The sequence below is a fragment of the Mycobacterium hackensackense genome (assembly GCF_025822555.1).
In the GTDB taxonomy this organism is placed as follows: domain Bacteria; phylum Actinomycetota; class Actinomycetes; order Mycobacteriales; family Mycobacteriaceae; genus Mycobacterium; species Mycobacterium fluoranthenivorans.
Window position 1 is genome coordinate 1,489,053 of sequence record NZ_JACKUC010000030.1, and the last position, 20,237, is coordinate 1,509,289.

General features: G+C 67.9%; 21 protein-coding genes and 1 tRNA gene. 5 read left to right on the top strand and 17 right to left on the bottom strand.

Annotated elements, in window-relative coordinates; genetic code table 11:
• Positions 1-268 precede the first annotated feature (268 nt).
• The 3 genes from H7J86_RS16620 to H7J86_RS16630 all read left to right on the top strand — a co-directional run bounded on the left by H7J86_RS16620 (position 269) and on the right by H7J86_RS16630 (position 3,556).
• Positions 269-1,699, top strand: coding sequence for a hypothetical protein (locus H7J86_RS16620; protein ID WP_267292172.1), 1,431 nt, complete (start codon positions 269-271; stop codon positions 1,697-1,699).
• 98 nt (positions 1,700-1,797) lie between these two features.
• Complete coding sequence (locus H7J86_RS16625; protein WP_267292174.1) at positions 1,798-3,012, top strand: HNH endonuclease signature motif containing protein; 1,215 nt, start codon at positions 1,798-1,800, stop codon at positions 3,010-3,012.
• Positions 3,013-3,094: 82 nt separating this feature from the next.
• Positions 3,095-3,556: an anthrone oxygenase family protein gene (locus tag H7J86_RS16630; RefSeq protein WP_267292176.1), complete on the top strand. Its 462-nt coding sequence runs from the start codon at positions 3,095-3,097 to the stop codon at positions 3,554-3,556.
• On the opposite strand, the gene lfrA is transcribed toward H7J86_RS16630, so the two are convergent.
• Genes lfrA through H7J86_RS16645 form a run of 3 tightly spaced genes read right to left on the bottom strand, consistent with a single transcriptional unit; the run spans position 3,504 to position 6,556 of the window.
• Positions 3,504-5,060: an efflux MFS transporter LfrA gene (gene lfrA / locus H7J86_RS16635; protein WP_187097214.1), complete on the bottom strand. Its 1,557-nt coding sequence runs from the start codon at positions 5,058-5,060 to the stop codon at positions 3,504-3,506. The two genes, H7J86_RS16630 and lfrA, sit on opposite strands and share 53 nt — an antisense overlap.
• Positions 5,061-5,069: 9 nt before the next feature.
• Positions 5,070-5,651, bottom strand: coding sequence for a TetR/AcrR family transcriptional regulator (locus H7J86_RS16640; protein WP_235633133.1), 582 nt, complete (start codon positions 5,649-5,651; stop codon positions 5,070-5,072).
• A 53-nt stretch (positions 5,652-5,704) separates the two neighbouring features.
• Positions 5,705-6,556 carry an RDD family protein gene (locus H7J86_RS16645; protein WP_090364589.1) on the bottom strand — a complete coding sequence of 284 codons (852 nt, stop codon included), beginning with the start codon at positions 6,554-6,556 and terminating at the stop codon, positions 5,705-5,707.
• A 28-nt stretch (positions 6,557-6,584) separates the two neighbouring features.
• On the opposite strand from H7J86_RS16645, the gene H7J86_RS16650 reads away from it, so the two are divergent.
• Complete coding sequence (locus H7J86_RS16650; RefSeq protein ID WP_267292178.1) at positions 6,585-7,577, top strand: stage II sporulation protein M; 993 nt, start codon at positions 6,585-6,587, stop codon at positions 7,575-7,577.
• Between the two features lie 51 nt (positions 7,578-7,628).
• Here H7J86_RS16650 and H7J86_RS16655 read toward each other — a convergent pair whose 3' ends face one another.
• Genes H7J86_RS16655 through H7J86_RS16675 form a run of 5 tightly spaced genes read right to left on the bottom strand, consistent with a single transcriptional unit; the run spans position 7,629 to position 12,816 of the window.
• A complete protein-coding gene (locus H7J86_RS16655; protein ID WP_267292180.1) occupies positions 7,629-8,951 on the bottom strand; it encodes a DUF58 domain-containing protein in 1,323 nt (440 codons plus the stop codon).
• A complete protein-coding gene (locus H7J86_RS16660) occupies positions 8,951-9,913 on the bottom strand; it encodes an AAA family ATPase (RefSeq protein WP_090364596.1) in 963 nt (320 codons plus the stop codon). The genes H7J86_RS16655 and H7J86_RS16660 overlap by 1 nt, the downstream gene beginning before the upstream one ends.
• Positions 9,910-11,055: a DUF4350 domain-containing protein gene (locus tag H7J86_RS16665; RefSeq protein ID WP_267292182.1), complete on the bottom strand. Its 1,146-nt coding sequence runs from the start codon at positions 11,053-11,055 to the stop codon at positions 9,910-9,912. Before H7J86_RS16665 ends, H7J86_RS16660 begins: the two co-directional genes overlap by 4 nt.
• On the bottom strand, positions 11,052-11,699 hold the full coding sequence (locus H7J86_RS16670) for a DUF4129 domain-containing protein (RefSeq protein WP_090364601.1): 648 nt from the start codon (positions 11,697-11,699) through the stop codon (positions 11,052-11,054). The genes H7J86_RS16665 and H7J86_RS16670 overlap by 4 nt, the downstream gene beginning before the upstream one ends.
• Before the next feature lies 1 nt (position 11,700).
• Positions 11,701-12,816 carry a DUF7847 domain-containing protein gene (locus H7J86_RS16675; protein WP_267292991.1) on the bottom strand — a complete coding sequence of 372 codons (1,116 nt, stop codon included), beginning with the start codon at positions 12,814-12,816 and terminating at the stop codon, positions 11,701-11,703.
• Between the two features lie 81 nt (positions 12,817-12,897).
• Between H7J86_RS16675 and H7J86_RS16680 the strand changes: the two genes are divergently transcribed.
• Positions 12,898-13,362 (top strand): GatB/YqeY domain-containing protein, encoded by a 465-nt coding sequence (locus H7J86_RS16680; RefSeq protein ID WP_267292184.1) that lies wholly within the window; start codon positions 12,898-12,900, stop codon positions 13,360-13,362.
• Here the strand turns inward: H7J86_RS16680 and H7J86_RS16685 are convergent.
• The 9 genes from H7J86_RS16685 to H7J86_RS16725 form a co-directional block, all read right to left on the bottom strand.
• Positions 13,333-13,542 (bottom strand): three-helix bundle dimerization domain-containing protein, encoded by a 210-nt coding sequence (locus tag H7J86_RS16685; protein WP_267292186.1) that lies wholly within the window; start codon positions 13,540-13,542, stop codon positions 13,333-13,335. The two genes, H7J86_RS16680 and H7J86_RS16685, sit on opposite strands and share 30 nt — an antisense overlap.
• A 74-nt stretch (positions 13,543-13,616) precedes the next feature.
• On the bottom strand, positions 13,617-14,402 hold the full coding sequence (locus H7J86_RS16690; protein ID WP_267292188.1) for an acyl-CoA thioesterase: 786 nt from the start codon (positions 14,400-14,402) through the stop codon (positions 13,617-13,619).
• Positions 14,403-14,448: 46 nt separating this feature from the next.
• On the bottom strand, positions 14,449-14,823 hold the full coding sequence (locus tag H7J86_RS16695) for a hypothetical protein (protein WP_267292191.1): 375 nt from the start codon (positions 14,821-14,823) through the stop codon (positions 14,449-14,451).
• Positions 14,824-14,899: 76 nt separating this feature from the next.
• Positions 14,900-16,372: an amino acid permease gene (locus tag H7J86_RS16700; protein WP_267292193.1), complete on the bottom strand. Its 1,473-nt coding sequence runs from the start codon at positions 16,370-16,372 to the stop codon at positions 14,900-14,902.
• Between the two features lie 223 nt (positions 16,373-16,595).
• On the bottom strand, positions 16,596-17,492 hold the full coding sequence (locus tag H7J86_RS16705) for a serine/threonine-protein kinase (protein ID WP_187097205.1): 897 nt from the start codon (positions 17,490-17,492) through the stop codon (positions 16,596-16,598).
• Between the two features lie 45 nt (positions 17,493-17,537).
• Positions 17,538-17,786, bottom strand: a complete 249-nt coding sequence (locus H7J86_RS16710; protein ID WP_267292195.1) for a hypothetical protein — start codon at positions 17,784-17,786, stop codon at positions 17,538-17,540.
• 4 nt (positions 17,787-17,790) lie between these two features.
• A tRNA-Pro gene (locus H7J86_RS16715) sits at positions 17,791-17,864 on the bottom strand.
• Between the two features lie 263 nt (positions 17,865-18,127).
• Positions 18,128-19,246 (bottom strand): L-cysteine desulfhydrase Cds1, encoded by a 1,119-nt coding sequence (gene cds1 / locus H7J86_RS16720; protein WP_372517282.1) that lies wholly within the window; start codon positions 19,244-19,246, stop codon positions 18,128-18,130.
• Positions 19,243-20,190, bottom strand: a complete 948-nt coding sequence (locus H7J86_RS16725) for a metallophosphoesterase (RefSeq protein ID WP_090364616.1) — start codon at positions 20,188-20,190, stop codon at positions 19,243-19,245. Before H7J86_RS16725 ends, cds1 begins: the two co-directional genes overlap by 4 nt.
• Positions 20,191-20,237 lie beyond the last annotated feature (47 nt).

Consider the following 20,237-nt stretch of genomic DNA (forward strand, 5'->3'; position numbering starts at 1 on the left):
TTCGCTTTCCGTGCTGAGCTGCGACGGGCAGGCGCCGCGTCATACGCGAGGCTAATGACTTTACTGGGCACTTCCTTTGCCAGTTTCATTGCGATCAAAAGTATGGGGATCCACCAGCAAACACAGTGATTCGCAGAGTGGCAGTCTGTGAAAATTGACAGCTTCTGCAACTTTGCTCAAATGCCTGGACGGCAACTTACTGGCCAGTAGGTTCTGTTCGGCTGGGGGGAACAAAAGATCCGATGAAGGGATGACAGAAGGAATGTCTATGCAATCGGCGATGCGCCCTTATGTGACCGCGGGCGTCGCGCTCGTCGGCGCCAGCGTTATCGCGGTGACACCGATCGCCGCGCACCCCAACCTGCCCCAGACGCACATGCCGCAGGTGCAGCTGACCGCGTCGTCGATCGACAACCCGATCAACGTGTTCAAGCCGGTACTCGAAGATGCCGGTTCCTGGCTGAATCAGACCGTCCACACGGTGCTGGCCGACCCGCTGCCGATTCTGCGGCAGATCGTGAGCAACCAGCTCTACACGGCGCGGCAGGTCCTCGAAGCGGCGAAGGCCGCGGGGTCGGCGCTCGGTCAGCTCGGCGCGGGGCTGCCCGCGACGCTGAAGGCGGCCGGGAAGATTCTGGCCACCGGTGACGTGAACGGCGCCATCGACGCCGTCATCAACGCCGGCCTGATGCCCATCCTGGCACTGCTCGGTAACCCGTGGGCGGCGCTGCAGCCGGCGCTGGAACGGCCGTTCAAGGTCGGTCAGGCAATGGTGTCGGCGCTGTACAACGCCGGGCTGAGCATGCTGGTGGGGGTCGTCGCCTCGACAATCGGCCTGGGCTTCAACGCCGGTGGCACGCCGCCGCTGCTTCAGCAGATCGTCACCAGCACCCAGAAGGTGCTGGACTCAATCAAGACGCTGAACCCGGTGAACGTCATCAACGCCGTGCAGCACGGCATCGCCGACGTACTGAAGAACGCGGTCGAGCAGGCGAAGCAGTTCACGACCGGCACCTTGCCGTACATCGGGAGCACGATCCTTCAGGCGCTGCGGGCCGGCCTGCCCACGACCACGGCGCCCGCGGCAACGGCCGCGGCGCTACCCACCGCGTCCGCCGCCACCACGGTGACGCTGGCAGTGGATGCCACCGGTGCCGCACCCGCTGCGACTGCTGAAAAGGCCACGGCAGCAACGGAAACCGCATCCGCAACGGCGGGTGGAGAAACGGCTTCGGCCCCCGCCGCCGAGACCGCGGAAGCCTCGGCGACCGATACCAAGGCGACTCCCGCGGAAGCCGATGCCACGGTGACCAAGGATGCCGAACCGGCCACTGCGGTCAAGACCCCTGACGCCAGCACCGCGGGTAGCGCCACTGCCGAATCCGGTTCGACCGCAACGAAAGACGCGGATACCGACTCATCGACCACCACCAAGGACGCGACCACCAAGGACGCCACCAGCACCAAGGGCGCGAAGGGCGTCAAGGGCGCGAAGGGCGTCAAGGGTGCGAAGGGTGGCAAGGGGTCGGTGACGCGCGATAGCGTCAAGGCGGAGCCGGGTACCGGGACCACGTCGGGCGGCACCCATGCGTCGTCCGGCACGGCCGGCGCATCGGAGTCGGGTTCGACAGAGTCGGCCAAGGCCGGCGCCGGCGCGAAGTCCTCGGGTGACTCGGGGTCGAGCAGCGCGGGCGAGTAGAGGTGATGCGTGCGGCCCCGCGGGATCGTCCGCGGGGCCGCACTGCGTCGACTTCCGGTGATCCGAACTTGTCGGACCCCTCTGCGAGAATTGGGGTCATGTCCAGTACCGCAACATCTTTGGCCGCCGGGGAGCGGTTGGAGGTGTTGTTCGACGAGATCGCCGAGTTGTGTGGGCAGCGCAATGCGATCGACGGGCGCCTGGTGCAGATCGTGGCCGAATTGGAGCGCGAGGAGCTCGCCGGCCTGACCGGCGTGCGTTCCATGTCCGCTCTGGTGGCCTGGAAGACCGGGGTCGCCCCGCGTAACGCCGAGACGGTGGTGGCGGTGGCGCGGCGGCTGGAGGAGTTTCCGCGTTGCACCGAGGCCCTGTGTGAGGGGCGGTTGTCGTTGGATCAGGTCGGGGTGATCGCCGAGCGTGCGGCCGAGGGCTCCGATGAGCATTACGCCGAGCTGGCGTCGGTGGCCACGGTCACCCAGTTGCGTACCGCGGTCAAAATGGAACCGCACCCTGATCCGGAGGTGGCGCCCGAGCCGCGCCGCGAGTTCACCAAGACCAGCAGCCCCGACGACACCTATACGATCTACCGGATCCGGCTCCCGCGGCTGGAGGCCGCGAAATTCGATGCGGCCGTGCAGTCCCACCACGACGCGCTGATCGCCGAACACCCCGCCGACACCGAGGAAGCGTTCCCGACGCGGGTGGATGCGTTCATGAGCCTGGTCGAGGCCGGCTGGGATTCCGACGTGGCGCGGCGCCCGCACGGCCAGCACACCACCGTGGTGGTACACCTCGATATCGACAAGCCGGTCGCATCACTGCATCTGGGCCCGCTGCTGTCTGAGGGCGAACGCCGCTACCTGCTCTGTGATGCCACCTGCGAGGTGTGGTTCGAACGCCACGGCCAACCGATCGGCTCCGGCCGGGCCACCCGCACCATCGGTCGCCGGCTGCGCCGCGCCCTGGAGCACCGTGACCGCTGCTGCGTGATCCCCGGCTGCGCCGCCACCCGCGGACTGCACGCCCACCACCTCCAGCATTGGGAAGACGGCGGGCACACCAACCTCGACAACCTGGTGCTGCTCTGCCCGTTCCACCACCGGTTGCACCACCGCGGTGGCCTCACCCTCACCGGGCCCGCGGACCGGCTGGTCGTCACCGACAGCGACGGCCGAAGACTCGAGGGCGGATCCTTGGCCCGCCCACCCACCACCGCACCACCGTCGGTCCCGCCCTACCCCGGACCGACCGGGGAACGCGCCCAATGGTGGTGGTACCAGCCCTTCGAACCACCACCACCGACGGCGAACTAGGTCGATTCATCGAGACGATCACGTATGAAGATGAGATCTTCAGCCATAGATCGTCTGGGCTTGGTGTCGTTGACTTGGGCATATGTCACACACCCCCGTCGCCCTGCTCGTCGCCGCCACCACAATCGGCAGCGCCGCCGTCGGCGGCATCTTCTACGCGTTCTCCAGCTTTGTGATGCCCGGGCTGGACCGGACCGGAGCCGCCGATGCCGCCACCGCCATGCGCGGTGTCAACGCCGAAGCCCAGGCCAACGCGCCCTTCCTGGCGTTGTTCTTCGGCACCACGCTGCTGGCGCTGGTGCTCGGAGCCCTCGCGATCATGCAGTGGGGGAGGCCGGGCAGCGGGTACCTGGTCGCAGGTGCCGCCCTGGCCGTCCTGCCTGCCCTCATCACCATCGCGTTCAACGTTCCGCTGAACGACAAGCTCGACGGTGGGCTGGATTGGCAAACCTACCTGGGTCCGTGGACGGCGTGGAACCACGCCCGCACCGTCACCGCTCTGCTGGGAGCGGCGCTGCTGTGGACCGGCGGAATGACACGCTGACAATGGCCGCCGCGGTCAGCGTCAGCACGATCGCGATGGCCGCGGTCGGCGCGATACCCGAGTCGAAAGCCGTACGGGCGGAATCGAGTAGCCGCTCGGCCAGACCAGCGGGCAGTTCGGCGGCCACCGAGGTCGCGCCACCGATACTCTCGCCGGCCGCGCCGGCCTGCTCGGGAGTCAATCCGCTCGGCACCACCACATTGGAGCGGTAGAACGCGGTGAAGATGGTGCCCAGCGTCGCGGCGCCGACCACCGCGCCCAGTTCGTATGCGGTCTCCGACACCGCCGATGCGGCACCGGCTTTGGCAGCCGGGACCGACGCCACGATGGTGTCGTTGGACACCGTCTGGGAGACACCCACGCCGAACTCCAACACCACGAAGGACGCGATGACCGCCGCGACCGTCAGGTCATGCCGGAACAACAGGATCAGGGTGAAGCCCAGTGCCACGAAGATCAGGCCGACGATCATCAGCGTCTGCGGCGTGAACCGCTTCGCGGCCCGCACCACACCCATGCCCGCCATCATCGAGACAACTGCCCCCGGCAGCGTCACCAGGCCCGCGGCCAGTGGACTCAGCCCCAGCACCAGTTGCAGGTGCTGCGAGGTGAAGAACATGAACCCGATCAGGCCGACGATGGACAGGAAGTTGGCCAACACCGACGAGGTGAACGGCCCGTACCGGAACAGTTCCATGTCCAGCATCGGTGTGGCACTGCGGTTCTGCCGTCGCACGAACAGCACGCCCGCGGTGATGCCCAGGGCGAACGCACCCACCGCGGCGGCCGACAGGCCGTCATGCGCAGCGGTCTTGATGGCCCACACCAACGGCAGCATGGCGACGAACGACAGCGCCACGCTGGTCAGATCCAGCGGGCCCGGATTCGGGTCACGCGATTCCGGGACGAGCTTGGGCGCCAGCACCACCAGCGGGAGCAGAACGGGCACGGCCACCAGAAAGACGGCACCCCAATGGAAGTGCTGCAGCAGGGCGCCACCCACGATGGGGCCCAGCGTGGTTCCCGCGGTGAAACAGGAGGCCCAGATGGCGATCGCCAGTCGGCGCGCGGAGGCCTCGGTGAAGATGTTGCGGATCAACGACAGTGTCGAGGGCATCAGCATGGCGCCGAACACGCCGAGCACAGCGCGGGCCAGCACCAGCATCTCGGCGCTGGGCGCGAAGGCCGCAGCGGCGGAGACCACCATGAAGCCACTCGCGCCGACCAGCAGCAGTTTGCGCCGGCCCAGCCGGTCGCCGAGACTGCCCATCGCGACCAGAAGTGCAGCCAGCACAAGGGAATACACGTCGACGATCCACAACTGGGTGGATGCCGCCGGCCGGAAATCCTCGGCGATCATGGGTAGCGCGAACGCCAGCACCGTGTTGTCGATCGCGATCAGCAATACCGGCAGGGCGAGAACTGCCAGCGCGATCCAGGCGCGTTTGGGGGTGGTGGGGGTCGTGTTGCTTGCCGATGCGTCCGCATCGAGCCGGGTGGACATGGAACTTCCTTAGCGAGAGGTGATGGTGCCTTGAGTGAGGCTGGACATGATCGCGTCGACGACCTGGTGTCGGGGGATACCGTCCTGTCTGATGGCGTCATAGCCGGTCAGCAGCAGTGCCCAGAACACCCGGCGGGACCAGCCGGGGGGATACACGGGTCCGTCGGCGGCCGCGCGGGCCAGTACCTCCGCGATGGCCTCGTCCCCGGTGTCGAGATGGGCGGCCAGTTCGGGATCGGCCAGCAGGGCCGGGTCGGTGTAGATGTAGAGCACGATCGGGCCCAGGTCGAGCTGGCTTTCCACCACGCGGCGCAATGCCGCATCGACCGGCCCGCAAGCTGGGTCGGCGGCGGCGATGGCCGCGGTACTCACCTCGTGCACGTGCAGGGCGACCGCGCGCATCAGGTCGCTGCGCTCTGAGAAATGCCGGTGCAAGGTGCTGCGCCCGACGCCTGCGGCCTCGGCGATATCGCTGAGCGTGGCGGCCGGGTTGGCGGCGATCACCGCGATGGCGGCATCGATGATGGCCCGCCGGGTCCGCCCCCGCGGGCCGCTGGCGGCCGCGTTATCGGTCCAGTTGGGCATACTCATGAATCAAAATATAGCAGTTTTGATCCAAAATGGGACATCGCTGTCCCATTTTGTTACTGGGGCGCCGCGAACCCGCTGCCGGAAGGTGGTGTCGCAGGAGGCGGTGAGGACGTCACGGGCGGTGTCCAGGCGGGCGGACCGGAGGTGGGACGTGAGACGTGCAGCCGGTCGAGCTCGCGGCGGTGTCGCTCCGCCAGTACCGCGGCCAGCACCAGTTCGGGTGGCGTCCCCGGCGGTGGCGGGGGTGCGATACGGGCCGTCACCTCGCCGGCGATGCGGTGCGCCATCTGCGCGCGCATCCGCGGGTCCAGCTGTGCCGCACGGGACAGGAACTGTCGTGCCATATCCGCCTGCGCAGGAGCCAGCCCGGACAACTGCAGCGAGCCCGCCCACCAGGCCAGCGTGGGCGGCATCGGCGGGGGCGGACTCAGCTTCGGTGCGCGCTCGCTGATCACCATGGTGCCGGCGAACACATCCCCGATCCGCTTGGCCTTGGACGACATCATGCTGCAGAGGACCGCCGGCGCGCCGGTGAACATGAAGATCTCGATGACGCCGGCCAGCGCCCGGAAAATGGCCTGGCGCAATCGTTCCGGACCGCCGTCATCGGACACCACGCGCAGGCCCAGGGCCATCTTGCCCAGTGAACGCCCTCGGGTCGCGGTCTCGAACACCACCGGATAGCCGAGCAGCATCAGCACCGTGAAGAGGATCAGGACGGCCGCCGAGAGAGCCGAGTCGAACTCACCCAGCGTCAGCGCCCACAGTGTGACGCCCAGGATGTAGCCGATCATCATCACGGTGAGGTCGATGAGCGCCGCCGCAGCGCGCACCGGCAGTTGGGCGATCGACACATCGAGCACCACCGCGTCGCCTGTCACCAACGGTTCCGGCTGCGAGACCATGCCGGTTAACGCTACTAGGGTTGCGGGGGTGGATGTCGACGCGTTTGTGCTGGCCCACCGCGCGTCCTGGGACCGCTTGGAGCTTCTGCTCACCCGACGCCGCGCGCTGACCGGCGCCGAGGTCGACGAGCTGGTCGACCTGTATCAGCGGGTGTCCACCCATCTGTCGATGGTGCGCAGCTCATCGGCCGATCCGGTCCTGATCGGCAGGCTGTCGGGTCTGGTGGCGCGGGCCCGCTCGGTGGTCACCGGCGCGCATGCGCCGCTGTGGAGCGAGCTGGTTCGGTTCTGGACGGTGTCCTTCCCGGTGGTGGCCTACCGCTCGTGGCGGTGGTGGCTGGGCACCGCGGTGGCGTTCTTCGTCGTTGCGGTGGTCATCGGCGCGTGGGTGGCGGGCAGTCCGGAGGTCCGGGCCTCGATCGGGACGCCCGCCGAGCTCGAGCAGCTGATCAACCACGACTTCGCGGCGTACTACAGCGAGAACCCGGCGGGGTCCTTCGGCCTGCAGGTGTGGGTGAACAACTCGTGGGTGGCCGCGCAGTGCATCGGCTTCGCCATCCTGCTGGGGATACCGATCCCCTATGTGCTGTTCCAGAACGCGCTCAACGTGGGGGTGTCGGGTGGCTTGATGTTCGGTGCCGGCAAGGCAGACGTGTTGTTGGGGCTGCTGATTCCGCATGGCCTGCTCGAGCTGACGGCGGTGTTCCTGGCCGCGGCGGTCGGGATGCGGCTGGGCTGGACGGTGATCGCGCCGGGAGATCGGCCGCGCGGACAGGTGCTGGCCGAGCAGGGCCGCGCCGTAGTGGCGGTGGCCGTGGGATTGGTGGTGGTGCTGCTGATCTCCGGGCTGATCGAGGCGCTGGTGACGCCGTCGCCGCTGCCGACCTTCCTGCGCATCGGGATCGGTGTCGCCGCCGAGATCGTCTTCCTCACCTACATCGTCTATTTCGGGCGCAAGGCGGTCCGCGCGGGCGAGTCAGGCGATGCCGACGAGGCGCCCGATGTGCTGCCCACCGGTTAGAACGCCGTGGGACCCGGTCAGCACCACCAACGGCTTCATCGACCAAGCGTTCTAGAGGCGACCGGTGGCCTTCATGGCCAGGTATCGGTCGGCCAGGGCCGGCGCCAACTCCTCAGGCACGGTGTCGATGACATCGACACCGTGCCGACGTAACCGAGTGGCGATCTCGTGGCGATCGTTGCGGGATCGTTCGGCGGCCGCGGCGTCGTAGACCTGTGCGGCGTCGGCTCGCCCGGCGGCCAACTGGTCGACCCGGGGGTCGGACACCGCCGCGATGAGCACATGGTGCCGGTTGGCCAATTGAGGCAACACCGCCATCAGGCCCTCGTCGAGGGCGGAGGCATTGAGGTCGGTGAGCAGCACCACCAGGGCACGGCGCCGGACGCGGCGTTGGACGGCGGAAACGGTTGCGGTGGCATCGGATTCCACCAATGCCGGCTCCAGCGGTGCCATGGCCTCGACCAGTTTCGCGAGGAGGTCGGTACGTGCGGCGTTGAACACCGCCGCCCGCAGGATGCGATCGTGGGCCAGGAAATCCACGTGGTCACCGGCGCGGGAGGCGAGTGCGGACAACAGGAGTGCGGCATCCATCGACCAGTCCAGCCGGGGCCAGCCGTGGGGATCGGCGGAGGTGGGGTCGACGCCGATGCGCCCGGCCGAGGTCCGGCCGGTGTCGAGCACGATGACCACCCGGCGGTCCCGCTCCGGACGCCACGTCCGGACCACCACATCGGCGCGCCGCGCGGTGGCCCGCCAGTCGATCGAGCGCACATCGTCGCCGACGACGTATTCGCGCAGCGAGTCGAATTCGGTGCCCTGACCCCGGATCAGCACCGGCACCATACCGTCGAGTTCACGCAGCTTCGCCAGCCGCGACGGAAGATGTTTACGGGACAGGAACGGCGGCAGGATGCGGACCGTCCCACTCGTGGGGTGGGTGCGCTGCCGGCCGGCCAGTCCGAGTGGACCCATCGACCGCACCGTGACGTGGGCGCTGCGCTGGTCGCCGCGACGCACCGGTGCCAAGGTGGTGACCACGCGAACACGTTGTCCGGCAGGAATATCCATTGCATGCTCGCGGGGGTGTGCGCACGCGCTCGGCGGCCAGGCATCGCGGATCAGGCCCCGCAGCCGTCGGCCGCCACGGTTGTAGACCTCCAGTTCGGTCTGTACCGGCTGACCGAGACGCGCCGCGGTATCCCCCGACCGGTGCAGTTCCACCGCCCGGGTGCTTGCGGCCAGCACCACGTCGATCGCCACCGCACCGGCCAGCATGACCACGATGACGACGAAAGTCACTGCGGGCCAAGGGGATAGCAGAACCGGAAGGGCGCCGATCGCGGCGATCAGGCCGGTGCGGCCGGTCAGCACCACTAGCGGGGTACCGCCACACTGGCCAGGATGCCGTCAAGTACACCGTCCGGGCTGGCCCCCTCCAACTCGGCCTCGGGTCGCAGGGCGATCCGGTGCCTCAGCGTGGGCCGGGCCATGGCCTTCACATCGTCGGGGGTGACGTAGTTGCGGCCGGACAACCAGGCCCACGACCGCGCCGTCGCCAGCAGCGCCGTTGCGCCGCGCGGGGAGACACCCAACTGCAGTGACGGCGACTGCCGGGTGGCGCCGACGATATCGACGATGTAACCGAGCACCTCGCCGGCCACCAGCACCTGGCGAACCCCGTCGCGGCCGGCAGCCAGTTCGGCCGGACCGGCGACCGGGCGCACCGCCGACAGATCGCGAGGGTCGAAGCCGCGTGCATGACGCTCCAGGATCGCGATCTCCTGATCTCGTGGTGGCAGTGGCACATTGAGTTTGAGCAGGAAGCGGTCCAGCTGTGCCTCGGGTAGCTGGTAGGTGCCCTCGTATTCGATCGGGTTCTGGGTGGCTGCGACGATGAACGGGTCGGGTAGCGGCCGCGGTTCGCCGTCGACGCTGACCTGACGCTCCTCCATCGCCTCCAGCAACGCGGCCTGGGTCTTGGGCGGTGTGCGGTTGATCTCGTCGGCCAGCAGCAGATTGGTGAACACCGGACCGGCCCGGAACTCGAACTCGGCGGTGCGTGCGTCGTAGACCAGTGACCCCGTGACGTCACCGGGCATCAGATCGGGGGTGAACTGCACCCGCTTGAACTCCAGTTGCAGGGCCGCCGCCAGGGTGCGCACCAGGAGCGTCTTGGCCACGCCGGGTACCCCTTCCAGCAGCACATGTCCCCGGCAGAGCAGGGCGATCACCAGGCCACTGACCACGGCCTCCTGACCGACGACGGCTTTGGAGATCTCGTTCCGCAATGCCAGCAGGGCGTCGCGGGCGGCATCCTGGGGGGAGGGCTGACTCACGACTGTGCGACCTGCCTTTCGATATCGTCGAGCTGGTGGGCGAGCTGATGCAATTCGGTATCGGATGTCGGAGACGGCCCGAAAAGGCTGTACGCCAAGGTATTCGGATCCAGCGATACGCGCTGCGCGACCGCCTCGGTGACGGCGGAGTCGGTTGCCGACGTGCCCAGGCCCAGCCGGGGCAGCAGGCGGGCCAGCGTCGCGGTACGCAGCGCCGCCGCCGCCCGGTCCCTGGCTCGCCGGGACCGGTACAGCCGGGCGCGGCCCTCGACGGTCTCCGAGGCGCGCACCACCACGGGTAGTCTCTCGGCCACCAGAGGCCCGAGTCGCCGACCGCGCCACCAGGCGATCAGCGCCACGGCAAGGCACAACTGCAGGACAGCCCAGTACACCTGGTCCGGGATCAAGTCGGCGATGGTGCGCGCGCCCTCGGTGGTGCCCTCGGTGCGCTGGGGGGCGTACCAGATGACCCGGTCGCGGGCGCCCGCCAGATTCATGGCCAGCGCGGCATTGCCCTTCCCGAGCAGACCCGCATTGGTCATGAAATCGTTGCTGCCGACGACGGTGACTGTGCGGCCCGCTTCGGTGTAGCGGACCAGGGCGCCGTCGTAGCAGGTGGTCACCGGGACGTCATCGGCGGCCTTGAAGGTATCGCTTACGCCGAGATCGGCTGCACCGGAGCGCATCGCCTCCGGTAGGTCGCATCCGGGCCGCCCGCCGAAGGGGGTCGCACCGTCGCGGCGGACCCCGGGTGCCAGCCGTTCTCGGGTCCCGGCGGTGGGGGCCACCACCAGGCGGTCGCCGGGCAGGCCCGCCAGCGTGGTCAACGTATCCTCGCCATAGAGGAAGTAGGTCTGGGCCACGACGAGGAGGGTGTCGGGCCGGGCGGCGCGGACCACCGCGTCCAGGTCGTCGGCCACGACCACCTCCACTCCGTGGTCGCCGAGCAACGTCACCAGCGCGTGGGCACCGTCGGGGGAGGTGGAGTCGGCCTCCATCAGGCCGCCCGGCCGGGGCGCGGTGAGGAAGGTGGTCAACGCCGCGACCGCGACGACGGCGGCCACGGCCAGGGCGATCCAGCGCGCGGTACGCCACCGGGTCACCGGGGCGAGCGACACGCGCGGCGAGCTGTGAGTCGTCATCGGAGCGGCGCCCAGTCGTCGGGTGCGGTACTCGGGGTGTCGCCATGCCTGACGACGGCGCGGCGCAGGTGATCGTCGAGGTCGGCGATCACCAGGTAACCCGCCTCGGTGGCGGTTCGCCCGCCGTAGGTGACGTCGTTGAAAATCTCGGCAGCGCGCCGCAATTCGTCCTTGAGGTCAGGTAGTGGCAGGGCGGCATCGCGAGCGAGTTCGGTTGCGGTGCGTCCCGGCGCCGGCGTCAGCACTGCGGTCTCTTCCAGCCTGCGCGCGACCGCACGCAGCCGGTGTCGGATGGCCAATGCCCAATCACCCTGCGCGGCAGAACGTTCGGCCAGTGCGCGGTGCTCGGCTGCATCGAGTTCGTGGCCGTCGAACAGCGCGGTCTCACCGTTGCGGCGGGTTCGCATGGTGCGCATGGCAATCCGCACCGCCACGACGGCCGCGATGACGACCACCAGGGCGAACAGGCTGATGGTGATCCAGCCTCCGGGGACCGATGACCCCGCGCTGAATATCCGGTAGATCAGATCGTCGAGCCAGGCCCACAGCTGATCGGTCAGTGACGGCTTGGGATAGATCGGCTTGCTCAGCTCGCGCTGCGCCGCGTCATGGGCGGCGTCACTGTCGATTTCGAGTCCGGACACGTCAGGGTTGGCGGGTCAGCCACAGGTAGTCGGTGCTGTCCGCGGGCGCGACGGGACCGGCGACGGCGCCGGTCCGCAGGACCAGGTCGAAGGCTTCGGCGCGCATGCGGCGGTCGGTGTACTGCAAGACGACGACGCCGGCACTGAAGGGGGCGGTGAGGATCTGCCCGATGGCCCCGCCGACGGCGACGAGTACCAGCCCCAGCACCGCGGTGGTGGAGGTGTCGGAGGCGAAGATGAGGACCTGGCCGCCGATGCTGAACGGCACGGCGACCGCGACGGCGATCATGCCCGCGACCATGGTGGCCAGCAGCCGGATGCCGAACACCCGCCAGAAGTTGTTGCGGATCAACGCGAACGAGCGCCGGATCGCGGCGATGATCGGCAGGCGCTCCAGCACGATGAGTGTCGGGACGAAACCCAGCATGGTGCCCAGATACACCATGAGGACGACCAGCCCGAGGGTGAGCGGGATGCCGACGAGGAAGCCGGCGGCGCCGTCGCGGATGAGGACCGCGGTGAGGGTGATTCCGACGACGACCGCGATGAGCAGCACCGCGCCCAGTCCTTCCAGGACGGTGAATCCGAGCAATGCCCAGATGCGGCCGCGCAGACGCTGCCAGGCCGCCCCGATGGTGATCCCGGATCCGAATACGGCGCGGCCCACGATGACGGTGAGCAATCCGCTCAGCACGATGCCCGACACCCAGGTGGCGATGACACCGGCCATGCTCCCCAGCGTGGGACCGATGAGGGCCGTGGCGGGCGCGTCTTCACCGGTATACGTCGAGTCCAGCCCGCCGCCGGCGATGAGTGGGGAGATCTGCAGCACCAGCGCGAAGAGTTGGGCGATGACCACGACGATGGTGGTCAGTCCGAGGGTGGCCTTCGGGTTTGCCCTGACATAGGCGAAGGCGCCGTTGAAGATATCGGACAGGTTGAGCGGGCGCAGCGCGATGATGCCCGGTTTGAGGTCTGGCAGTGGGCCGTAGACCGGCGGCCCGTAACCGGGCGGACCGTAACCCGGCGGTGGGTAGCCGGGGTGCCCGTACCCGGGCGGCGGATACGACGGGTACGGCACTGCCCCGTCGCTTCGCTCGCCCCAGTCGCTGTGCATGGCCACCATCCTGTCGGCGAGTCGTGTCATTGACAACGTATCCCGTACGGCGGGGGAGTCGGCAGGCGTAGCGTCTGGGCCATGGCGGAACTCAAGGACCGGCTGCGCGCAGACCTGACCGCGGCGATGAAATCTCAGGACAAACTGCGGACGGCCACCCTGCGCATGGTGATCGCCGCCATCGGTGCCGAGGAGGTGTCCGGCAAGCAGACTCGGGAGCTGTCCGATGACGAGGTGCTCAAGGTGCTTGCACGCGAGGCCAGGAAGCGCGCCGAGGCAGCGGAGATCTACACCCAGAACGGCCGCGGTGAACTCGCGGCCAACGAACACGCCGAAGCCCGGGTGATCGACGAGTACCTGCCGACCCCGCTGACCGAGGCCGAACTCGCCGACGTCGTCGACACCGCGATCGCGCAGATCGCCGAGGAACTCGGGGAGCGGCCCGGCATACGCCAGATGGGACAGGTCATGAAGGCGGCCACGGCGATCGCGGCGGGCAAAGCGGACGGGTCGCGGCTATCCGCGGCCGTCAAAGCGCGGCTGTAGGTTCGCCACGGCGCGGCGCTCGACCAGCAGGGCGATGTAGTCACGCACGGTGCTGGTGACGAAGTGCTTGTGGGCATCGGAGACCGCGGCGGTCACGTGTTCGGACGGCAGGCTGGGAAACTTCTCGCGTAGCCGCGTTTCCACGTCGTTCACCTGATCTTGTTCCGTGCGTCTACCCACGCTCACTAGTCTGAAAGATGATCTTGAGTCGGTCAATCGGATGACACCGCCGTGGACGTGATTCTGGACACCGGTCAAAGGCGCCACAGGGCCTGTTGGCTGGTGCTCGCGATGAGCCTGTCCTCGGTGTCGTAGATGCCACCGGCGACCAGTCCGCGTGAGTGGCTGTTGCCCAGGGGGTCGACCTCGTAGCGGTGCCACCGGTCCGGGGTGAACGGCCGGTGAAACCACACCGCGTGATCGAGGCTGGCGGCGAATCCACCGTCGGGGACGACGTCGGCGCCGGGCGGCCGGGCTGCCGGCACCGGGCCGAGGTCGGACATATAGGTCAGCGTGCAGGCCCGGATCAGCGGATCGTCCTCGATGGGATCGTGGGTGCGAATCCAGAAGGGCGGCACCGCAAATGGGGAATCATCACCGGGATTGCAGCGCAACTCGAACCGGTCCACCGATTCCAGGTCCGGCCGCTTGGGGACGGCGTCGGCCAGTTCGACACTGGGGGAGCGGGGTGGATGCCAGTCGGGGCCGGGTTCGGAAAGGTGGAACGACGCGATCATCTCCAGGATGACTTTGCCGGCCTGGCGGGCGGTCACCCGGCGGGTGTCGAAAGATCTGCCGTCGCGGGTGCGCTCCACCTCCAGCTCGACGTCGACGCCGTACCGGCCGCCGCGCACGAAATAGGCGTGCAGCGATTGTGGTTGTTTGGCGGGGTCCACCGTCGCGCCGGCGGCACCCAGCGACTGCGCGGCGATGAGGCCGCCGAACAGCCGGCTGCCCGGGCCGGCCGACTGCGGTGCGATGAACCGGTCGCCGTCGCGGTCGAACTCGAGCAGCGTGGCGATCCAGCTCTTTCCGGTCATCGGCGTGACCCTATCAACTACTTGGTAGGGCAGCCCCGCCGGGTGCTTAGACGGCCTTCCCACACGCGGCGATCAGCGCGTCCGGATCGGTCACGCTCACGGCGAGCTCCTTCAGGGTGACCGGCACCCCGCCGACTATCCGCGCGGTGGCCGGCGGGTCGATGGTCAGTGCGACGATGCCCTTGGAGGAACCGTTGACCAGCCACCGTCCCCGGAAGCCGTGTGCGCCCCATGCGGTGACGCGACCGGTGTAATGCGCGGCCGAGGCGACGGACTCCAGCGGCAGATCGACGCGGAATCCCCAACCCATCGACACATGCAGGACACCGTCCTCGACACGCACCTGGCTGTGCCGTGGACCGAGGCCGAACGGCACCGACAGCGGCAGCATCCACTTCTCGTAACGCAGATCTGTTCTCATGGCGAGGATGCTAGGCGCGGGCGCTTGAGACGTTCTTGGAACGGGACGCGGGACGGCAAGTCCTCAGTCGCCGGGACTAGTCGCCGGGGCCCTCCGGGATCGGCGGCTGCGGGATCACGGGGTACTCGCCGGTGTAGCCGATGCGCTGCGCGGCCATCGCACTCACCTTGCCGCGCACCGCGTACCAGCCACCGATCAGCATCGGGATGAGCACGACGATCGCGATGAGATTCCAGACGTTCTCGTAGCACATCAGCACCGTCACCGCGGCCAGGAATACCAGCGTCGCGTAGCCGGTGTAGGGGGTGCCGGGCAACCGGAACTTGGGTCGTTCGAGGATGCCTTTCTGCTCCCAGCGGTACAGCTGCAGTTGGCAGGCCACGATCATCGCCCACGTCGAGATGATGCCCAGGGCGGACAGATCCAGCGCGATGTTGAAGGCGTCCTCGGGGACGAACAGGTTGAGGATGACGCCCAGCAGGGTCAGGGCGCCGGTCAGTGCGATGCCGCCGAACGGCACGCCGTTGCGGTTCATCTTCCCGGTGAAGGCGGGCCCGCTGCCGTTCATCGCCATCGATCGCAGGATGCGCCCGGTCGAGTACAGCCCGGCGTTCAGGCTGGACATCGCGGCGGTGAGTACGACCAGGTTCATGATGCCACCGGCCGCGGGCACTCCGATCTTGGAGAAGAACGTCACGAACGGGCTTTCGCCTTTGTGGAACTCGGTGTAGGGCAACAGCAATGCCAGCAGCACCAGGGACCCGACGTAGAAGAGGGCGATTCGCACGATCACCGAGTTGATGGCCCGTGGCATCACCTTGGGCGGGTCCTCGGTCTCGCCGGCCGCGATACCGACCAGTTCGACTGCGGCATAAGCGAAGATGACGCCTGAGGTGACCACCACCAACGGGAAGATACCCACGGGCAGCAGGCCGCCGTTATCGCTGATCACCCCGAATCCGGTGGACTGGCCCTGGATCTCGAACCGGCCGGCCAGGAAGATGATACCCACCACCAGGAACGTGATGAGTGCGGCGACCTTGATGATCGACGCCCAGAACTCCATCTCGCCGAACAGTTTCACCGAGATGATGTTCATGGTCAGCACGATGCCGAGGGCGACGAGAGCGATCAGCCACTGCGGGAGCGCCTCGAACATCCCCCAGTAGTGTACGTAGAGCGCGACCGCGGTGACATCGACGATCGCGGTGGCCGCCCAGTTGAAGAAGTAGAGCCATCCTGTGACGAAAGCCGTTTTCTCACCGAAGAATTCGCGAGCGTAGGACACGAATGAGCCGGACGACGGCCGGTGCAGCACCAGCTCGCCGAGGGCGCGCAGGATGAAGAAGACGAAGATCCCGCAGAATGCGTACACCAGGAACAATCCCGGACCGGCATCGTGGAGGCGGCTGCCCGCACCCATGAACAGGCCGGTACCGATGGCTCCGCCGATCGCGATCATCTGGATCTGGCGGGGCTTGAGTGCCTTGTGATAGCCCTCGTCCTCGTGCGCCAAAGCCGAGTTGTCGTACGTCGATTCTGTGGTCATACCACTCCCCGCCGGTAGGTGTGGGCCTCATCCCCGGGGCCCGGAAAATACTTCGCACGCGGTGTGCCGTGGGCGCAAACCGGTTGCGTCCACATGTGCGTACTGGCTCGACAGTAGGCTCGGTGGCCGGGGAGCGAAAGCTGGGCGATGTAAACATTGCGCAACACGAACTTGCGCAAGTGTCAGCACCGAACAAAGTGATCACCTTGTTCGGCAAGGTCATTCAAGGGCGAAGCCGCCGGCGCCTGGCCGCGCGCACCTGGGGTACCTCGACGCCGCGCAGCGTCCGGCTGACGATATCGGTGAATTCGACGCAGGACCGATAGCGTCCGGCAGGGTCTTTCGCGAGTGCCTTCGCGAAAACGGCGTTGAGCGACGTGGGTAACCACGAGACACGCGCTGTCAGTGTCGGCACCGGATCGCGAAGGTGTGCATACGTGATGGCGAATGCGGTGCCGCGGGGGAACGGAGGCAGTCCGGTGAGCCACTCGAACATGGTGCACGCCAACGCATAGAGGTCGGTCGCCGGTGTCAACTGCTGGGCCTGTAGCAGCTCGGGGGAGGCGTAGGCGATGGAACCGCTGACCCGGCCGTTACTCGCCAGCGGCTTGACATCGTCGATCAGCTGCGCGATGCCGAAATCGGTGAGGTAGGCGCAGCTGCGGTCGGCCGTGAGCAAGATGTTGGCGGGCTTGACATCTCGGTGCAGGACATCCATCGAATGGGCATAGTCGAGCGCGTCGGCGATCTGCTCGGCCACCATAAGTACCGCGGCGGGGTCGCAGGGTGCGTCCGGCCCGGGAACGAGGGCGGAAGAATCCGGTCCGTCGACATACTGCGTCGTCATCCACAAGGTGGGAGGCGCCGGGGGCGCGGCCGGGATCTCGCCCTTCTCGAACACGGCGACGATGTGCGGATGCCGCAAAAGCGACGCGATGTCGAACTCGCGGGCGAACCGCTCACGCGCCTTCTCATGGGTGGTCGCGTCGGTGTGCAGCACCTTCATCGCCAGCGGGGCCGACTGCCCGGCGCGATGTACACGGTAGACGTCTGCGCTCGCGCCGCCGCCGAGGTGCGCATCGACGATGTAACCCGAGACGAGACTGCCGGCCCCGAACACGATGTTCAGGTTAGGCGCATCGGGGTGTCCGCGCGCGTCAGCGGCTCACGTCTCGTCGGCGACCTGATGGCGACTCTGGAACCGGGCGGGAGCGTCGGGATCCTCGTTCCGGTGATCCAGCTGGTCCTGCATCGCACGCTGTTCTGCGGCGGACTCGGTGGCGTCCTCGGGTATCGGCGGGTGGATCCTGCTCTGCTCCATGTACGCAGGGTCGCCGGAAACGGGCAGAGGCAAACCTGTGCCGCGCAGCAAGAAGGCCCCGACCCGGTCATCCCAGGTCAGGGCCTTCTTCACGCTGTCGGGGTGGCGGGATTCGAACCCACGACCTCTTCGTCCCGAACGAAGCACGCTACCAAGCTGCGCCACACCCCGCGTGAAGCCACGACAGCGTATCGCACCGGGGTACCGCGAAGCCAAACGCCTGTTCAAGACCGGTTTCTTGGTGCCCTCGGCGTGGCGATGGTCAGCACTTTCCAGATTAGGAAAGAATTAGAGCGTCGCCGGCGTTACACCCAGCAGGGCATCGCGCTCACACGACAAAGGGAGGCAGAGATGACCGGACTGGGAGCATTGGTCTACGTCGGATTCTTCGCTCTCGCGGCGTTGTGGCTGTTCGTGACCGGCCGGGCCGAGGGTCAGGGCCAATACCCCGAGCGTTCGAACTCGTCGAGCACCGCCGCCGGCTCCGAGGGGTCCAGCCCGTGGCTGGTCACCCATTCGTTGTCGAAATAGGTGTCCATGTAGCGGTCGCCGCTGTCGGCGAGCAACGTCACGACGGATCCGCTGCGCTGCTGCGCGATCATCTCGGCCAGTAGGCCGAACGCACCCCAGACGTTGGTGCCCGTCGACGGTCCCACCCGTCGGCCCAGTACCCGGCTGACATGGCGCGCCGCGGCGACCGACGCCGGGTCGGGCACCGTCACCATCCGATCCACCACGCCGGGCAGGAACGACGGCTCCACCCGGGGCCGCCCGATCCCCTCGATCCGCGACGATGCGCCCGTCACGATATCGTCGCGGCCCTGCGCATAGGCCGGGTAGAAGGCCGAGTTCTCCGGGTCGACGACGCACAACCCGGTCGGGTAGCGGCGGTAGCGCAGGTACCGGCCGATGGTCGCGCTGGTTCCGCCGGTGCCTGCGCCGACCACGATCCAGTCCGGCACCGGATGCGCCTCGTCGCGCATCTGATCGAAGATCGATTCGGCGATGTTGTTGTTGCCGCGCCAGTCGGTGGCCCGTTCGGCGTTGGTGAACTGGTCCAGGTAGTGCCCGCCCGTTTCGGCCGCCAGCCGCTCGGCCTCGGCGTACACCTGCGCCGAATTCGCCACGAAATGGCAACGGCCACCTTGTGATTCGATCAGTTTGATCTTGCTGGCGCTGGTCGAGGACGGCATCACCGCGATGAAGGGCAACCCGAGCAGCGCCGCGAAATACGCCTCGGAGACCGCCGTGGAACCCGACGACGCCTCGATCACGGTGGTGTGTTCACCGATCCAACCGTTGCACAGCGCATACAGGAACAGCGAACGGGCCAGCCGGTGCTTGAGACTGCCCGTGATATGCGTCGTCTCGTCCTTGAGATACAGCTGCACGTCGACCCCGCCGGCCCAGGCACTCGGCAGCGGGTAGCGGAGCAGGTGGGTGTCCGCGCTGCGGCGCGCGTCGGCCTCGATCAGCCGGACGGCGTTGTCCACCCACGCGCGTGGCCGGCTGCGGGTGACGGTCTGGCCTTCGCTCGATATCCCGGGGTTCACCGCGCCGTGACGGTCGGGTGCGCCTGTCCGGCCCGGGCGCCGAGCACCGCGCCGCCCGTGGGTGCGGCGACCAAGGTCAGCAGGGTGGCCTCCGGCCGGCAGCAGAACCGCACCGGCGCGTAGGGGGACGTGCCGATCCCGGCCGATACGTGCAGCTTCATATCGGCCCCCCACTGAGAGGGGCCCTTCACGCGGGACCGGTCCAGCTCGCAATTGGTCACCAGGGCGCCGTAGAACGGCACGCACAGCTGTCCGCCGTGCGTATGCCCGGCCATCACCAACTGGTAGCCGTCGGCGGCGAAGCGGTCCAGCACCCGGGGCTCCGGCGAGTGGGTGATGCCCAGGCGGAGATTGGCGGTCGGGCTGGCCGGCCCGGCGATGGCGTCGTAGCGGTCGCGCCGCAGGTGCGGGTCGTCCACACCGGCCGCCGCGATACGCAGGCCCGCCACGTCGAACTCCCGGCGGGTGTGGGTCATGTCCAGCCAGCCGCGCTCGGTGAACGCGGCCCGCAGGTCCTGCCAGGGCAGGGGCGCACCGTGGATCCGCTTGTGTTTCTTGACCAGGTAGTTCGCCGGGTTCTTCGGCTTCGGGGCGAAATAGTCGTTGCTGCCGAACACGAAGACCCCGGGCACCGACAGCAGATCGCCGAGTGCCTGCACGACGGCCGGGACCGCGCGCTGGTGCGACAGGTTGTCCCCGGTGTTGACGACGAAATCCGGTTCCAGCGCCGCCAGCTCACGCAGCCACGCCTGCTTGCGCCGCTGCCGCGGCAGCATGTGCAAATCGCTCAAGTGCAGCACCCGCAGTGGGGTGGACCCCGGCGAGAGCACCGGCATGGTCAGCTCGCGCAGTGCGAACGCGTTGCGCTCGATGAGGGACGCATAACCGATGCCGGCGGCCAGGGTGCCTGCGGCGATGGCAGCGGTGTTCTTGACGTACGGCATGACAGCAGACTACTGCCCGTGACGTACGACGACCTGCCTTACACCTG

Bases quoted from the DNA above. Each gene is read 5' to 3' on its own strand.
- H7J86_RS16690 (WP_267292188.1), bottom strand. From the start codon at position 14,402: ATGACCGGAAAGAGCTGGATCGCCACGCTGCTCGAGTTCGACCGCGAC.
- H7J86_RS16675 (WP_267292991.1), bottom strand. From the start codon at position 12,816: ATGCACAGCGACTGGGGCGAGCGAAGCGACGGGGCAGTGCCGTACCCG.
- lfrA (WP_187097214.1), bottom strand. From the start codon at position 5,060: ATGTCCACCCGGCTCGATGCGGACGCATCGGCAAGCAACACGACCCCC.
- H7J86_RS16725 (WP_090364616.1), bottom strand. From the start codon at position 20,190: ATGCCGTACGTCAAGAACACCGCTGCCATCGCCGCAGGCACCCTGGCC.
- H7J86_RS16640 (WP_235633133.1), bottom strand. From the start codon at position 5,651: ATGAGTATGCCCAACTGGACCGATAACGCGGCCGCCAGCGGCCCGCGG.
- H7J86_RS16630 (WP_267292176.1), top strand. From the start codon at position 3,095: ATGTCACACACCCCCGTCGCCCTGCTCGTCGCCGCCACCACAATCGGC.
- H7J86_RS16695 (WP_267292191.1), bottom strand. From the start codon at position 14,823: ATGAGAACAGATCTGCGTTACGAGAAGTGGATGCTGCCGCTGTCGGTG.
- H7J86_RS16680 (WP_267292184.1), top strand. From the start codon at position 12,898: ATGGCGGAACTCAAGGACCGGCTGCGCGCAGACCTGACCGCGGCGATG.
- H7J86_RS16620 (WP_267292172.1), top strand. From the start codon at position 269: ATGCAATCGGCGATGCGCCCTTATGTGACCGCGGGCGTCGCGCTCGTC.
- H7J86_RS16625 (WP_267292174.1), top strand. From the start codon at position 1,798: ATGTCCAGTACCGCAACATCTTTGGCCGCCGGGGAGCGGTTGGAGGTG.
- H7J86_RS16645 (WP_090364589.1), bottom strand. From the start codon at position 6,556: ATGGTCTCGCAGCCGGAACCGTTGGTGACAGGCGACGCGGTGGTGCTC.
- H7J86_RS16700 (WP_267292193.1), bottom strand. From the start codon at position 16,372: ATGACCACAGAATCGACGTACGACAACTCGGCTTTGGCGCACGAGGAC.
- H7J86_RS16665 (WP_267292182.1), bottom strand. From the start codon at position 11,055: ATGACGACTCACAGCTCGCCGCGCGTGTCGCTCGCCCCGGTGACCCGG.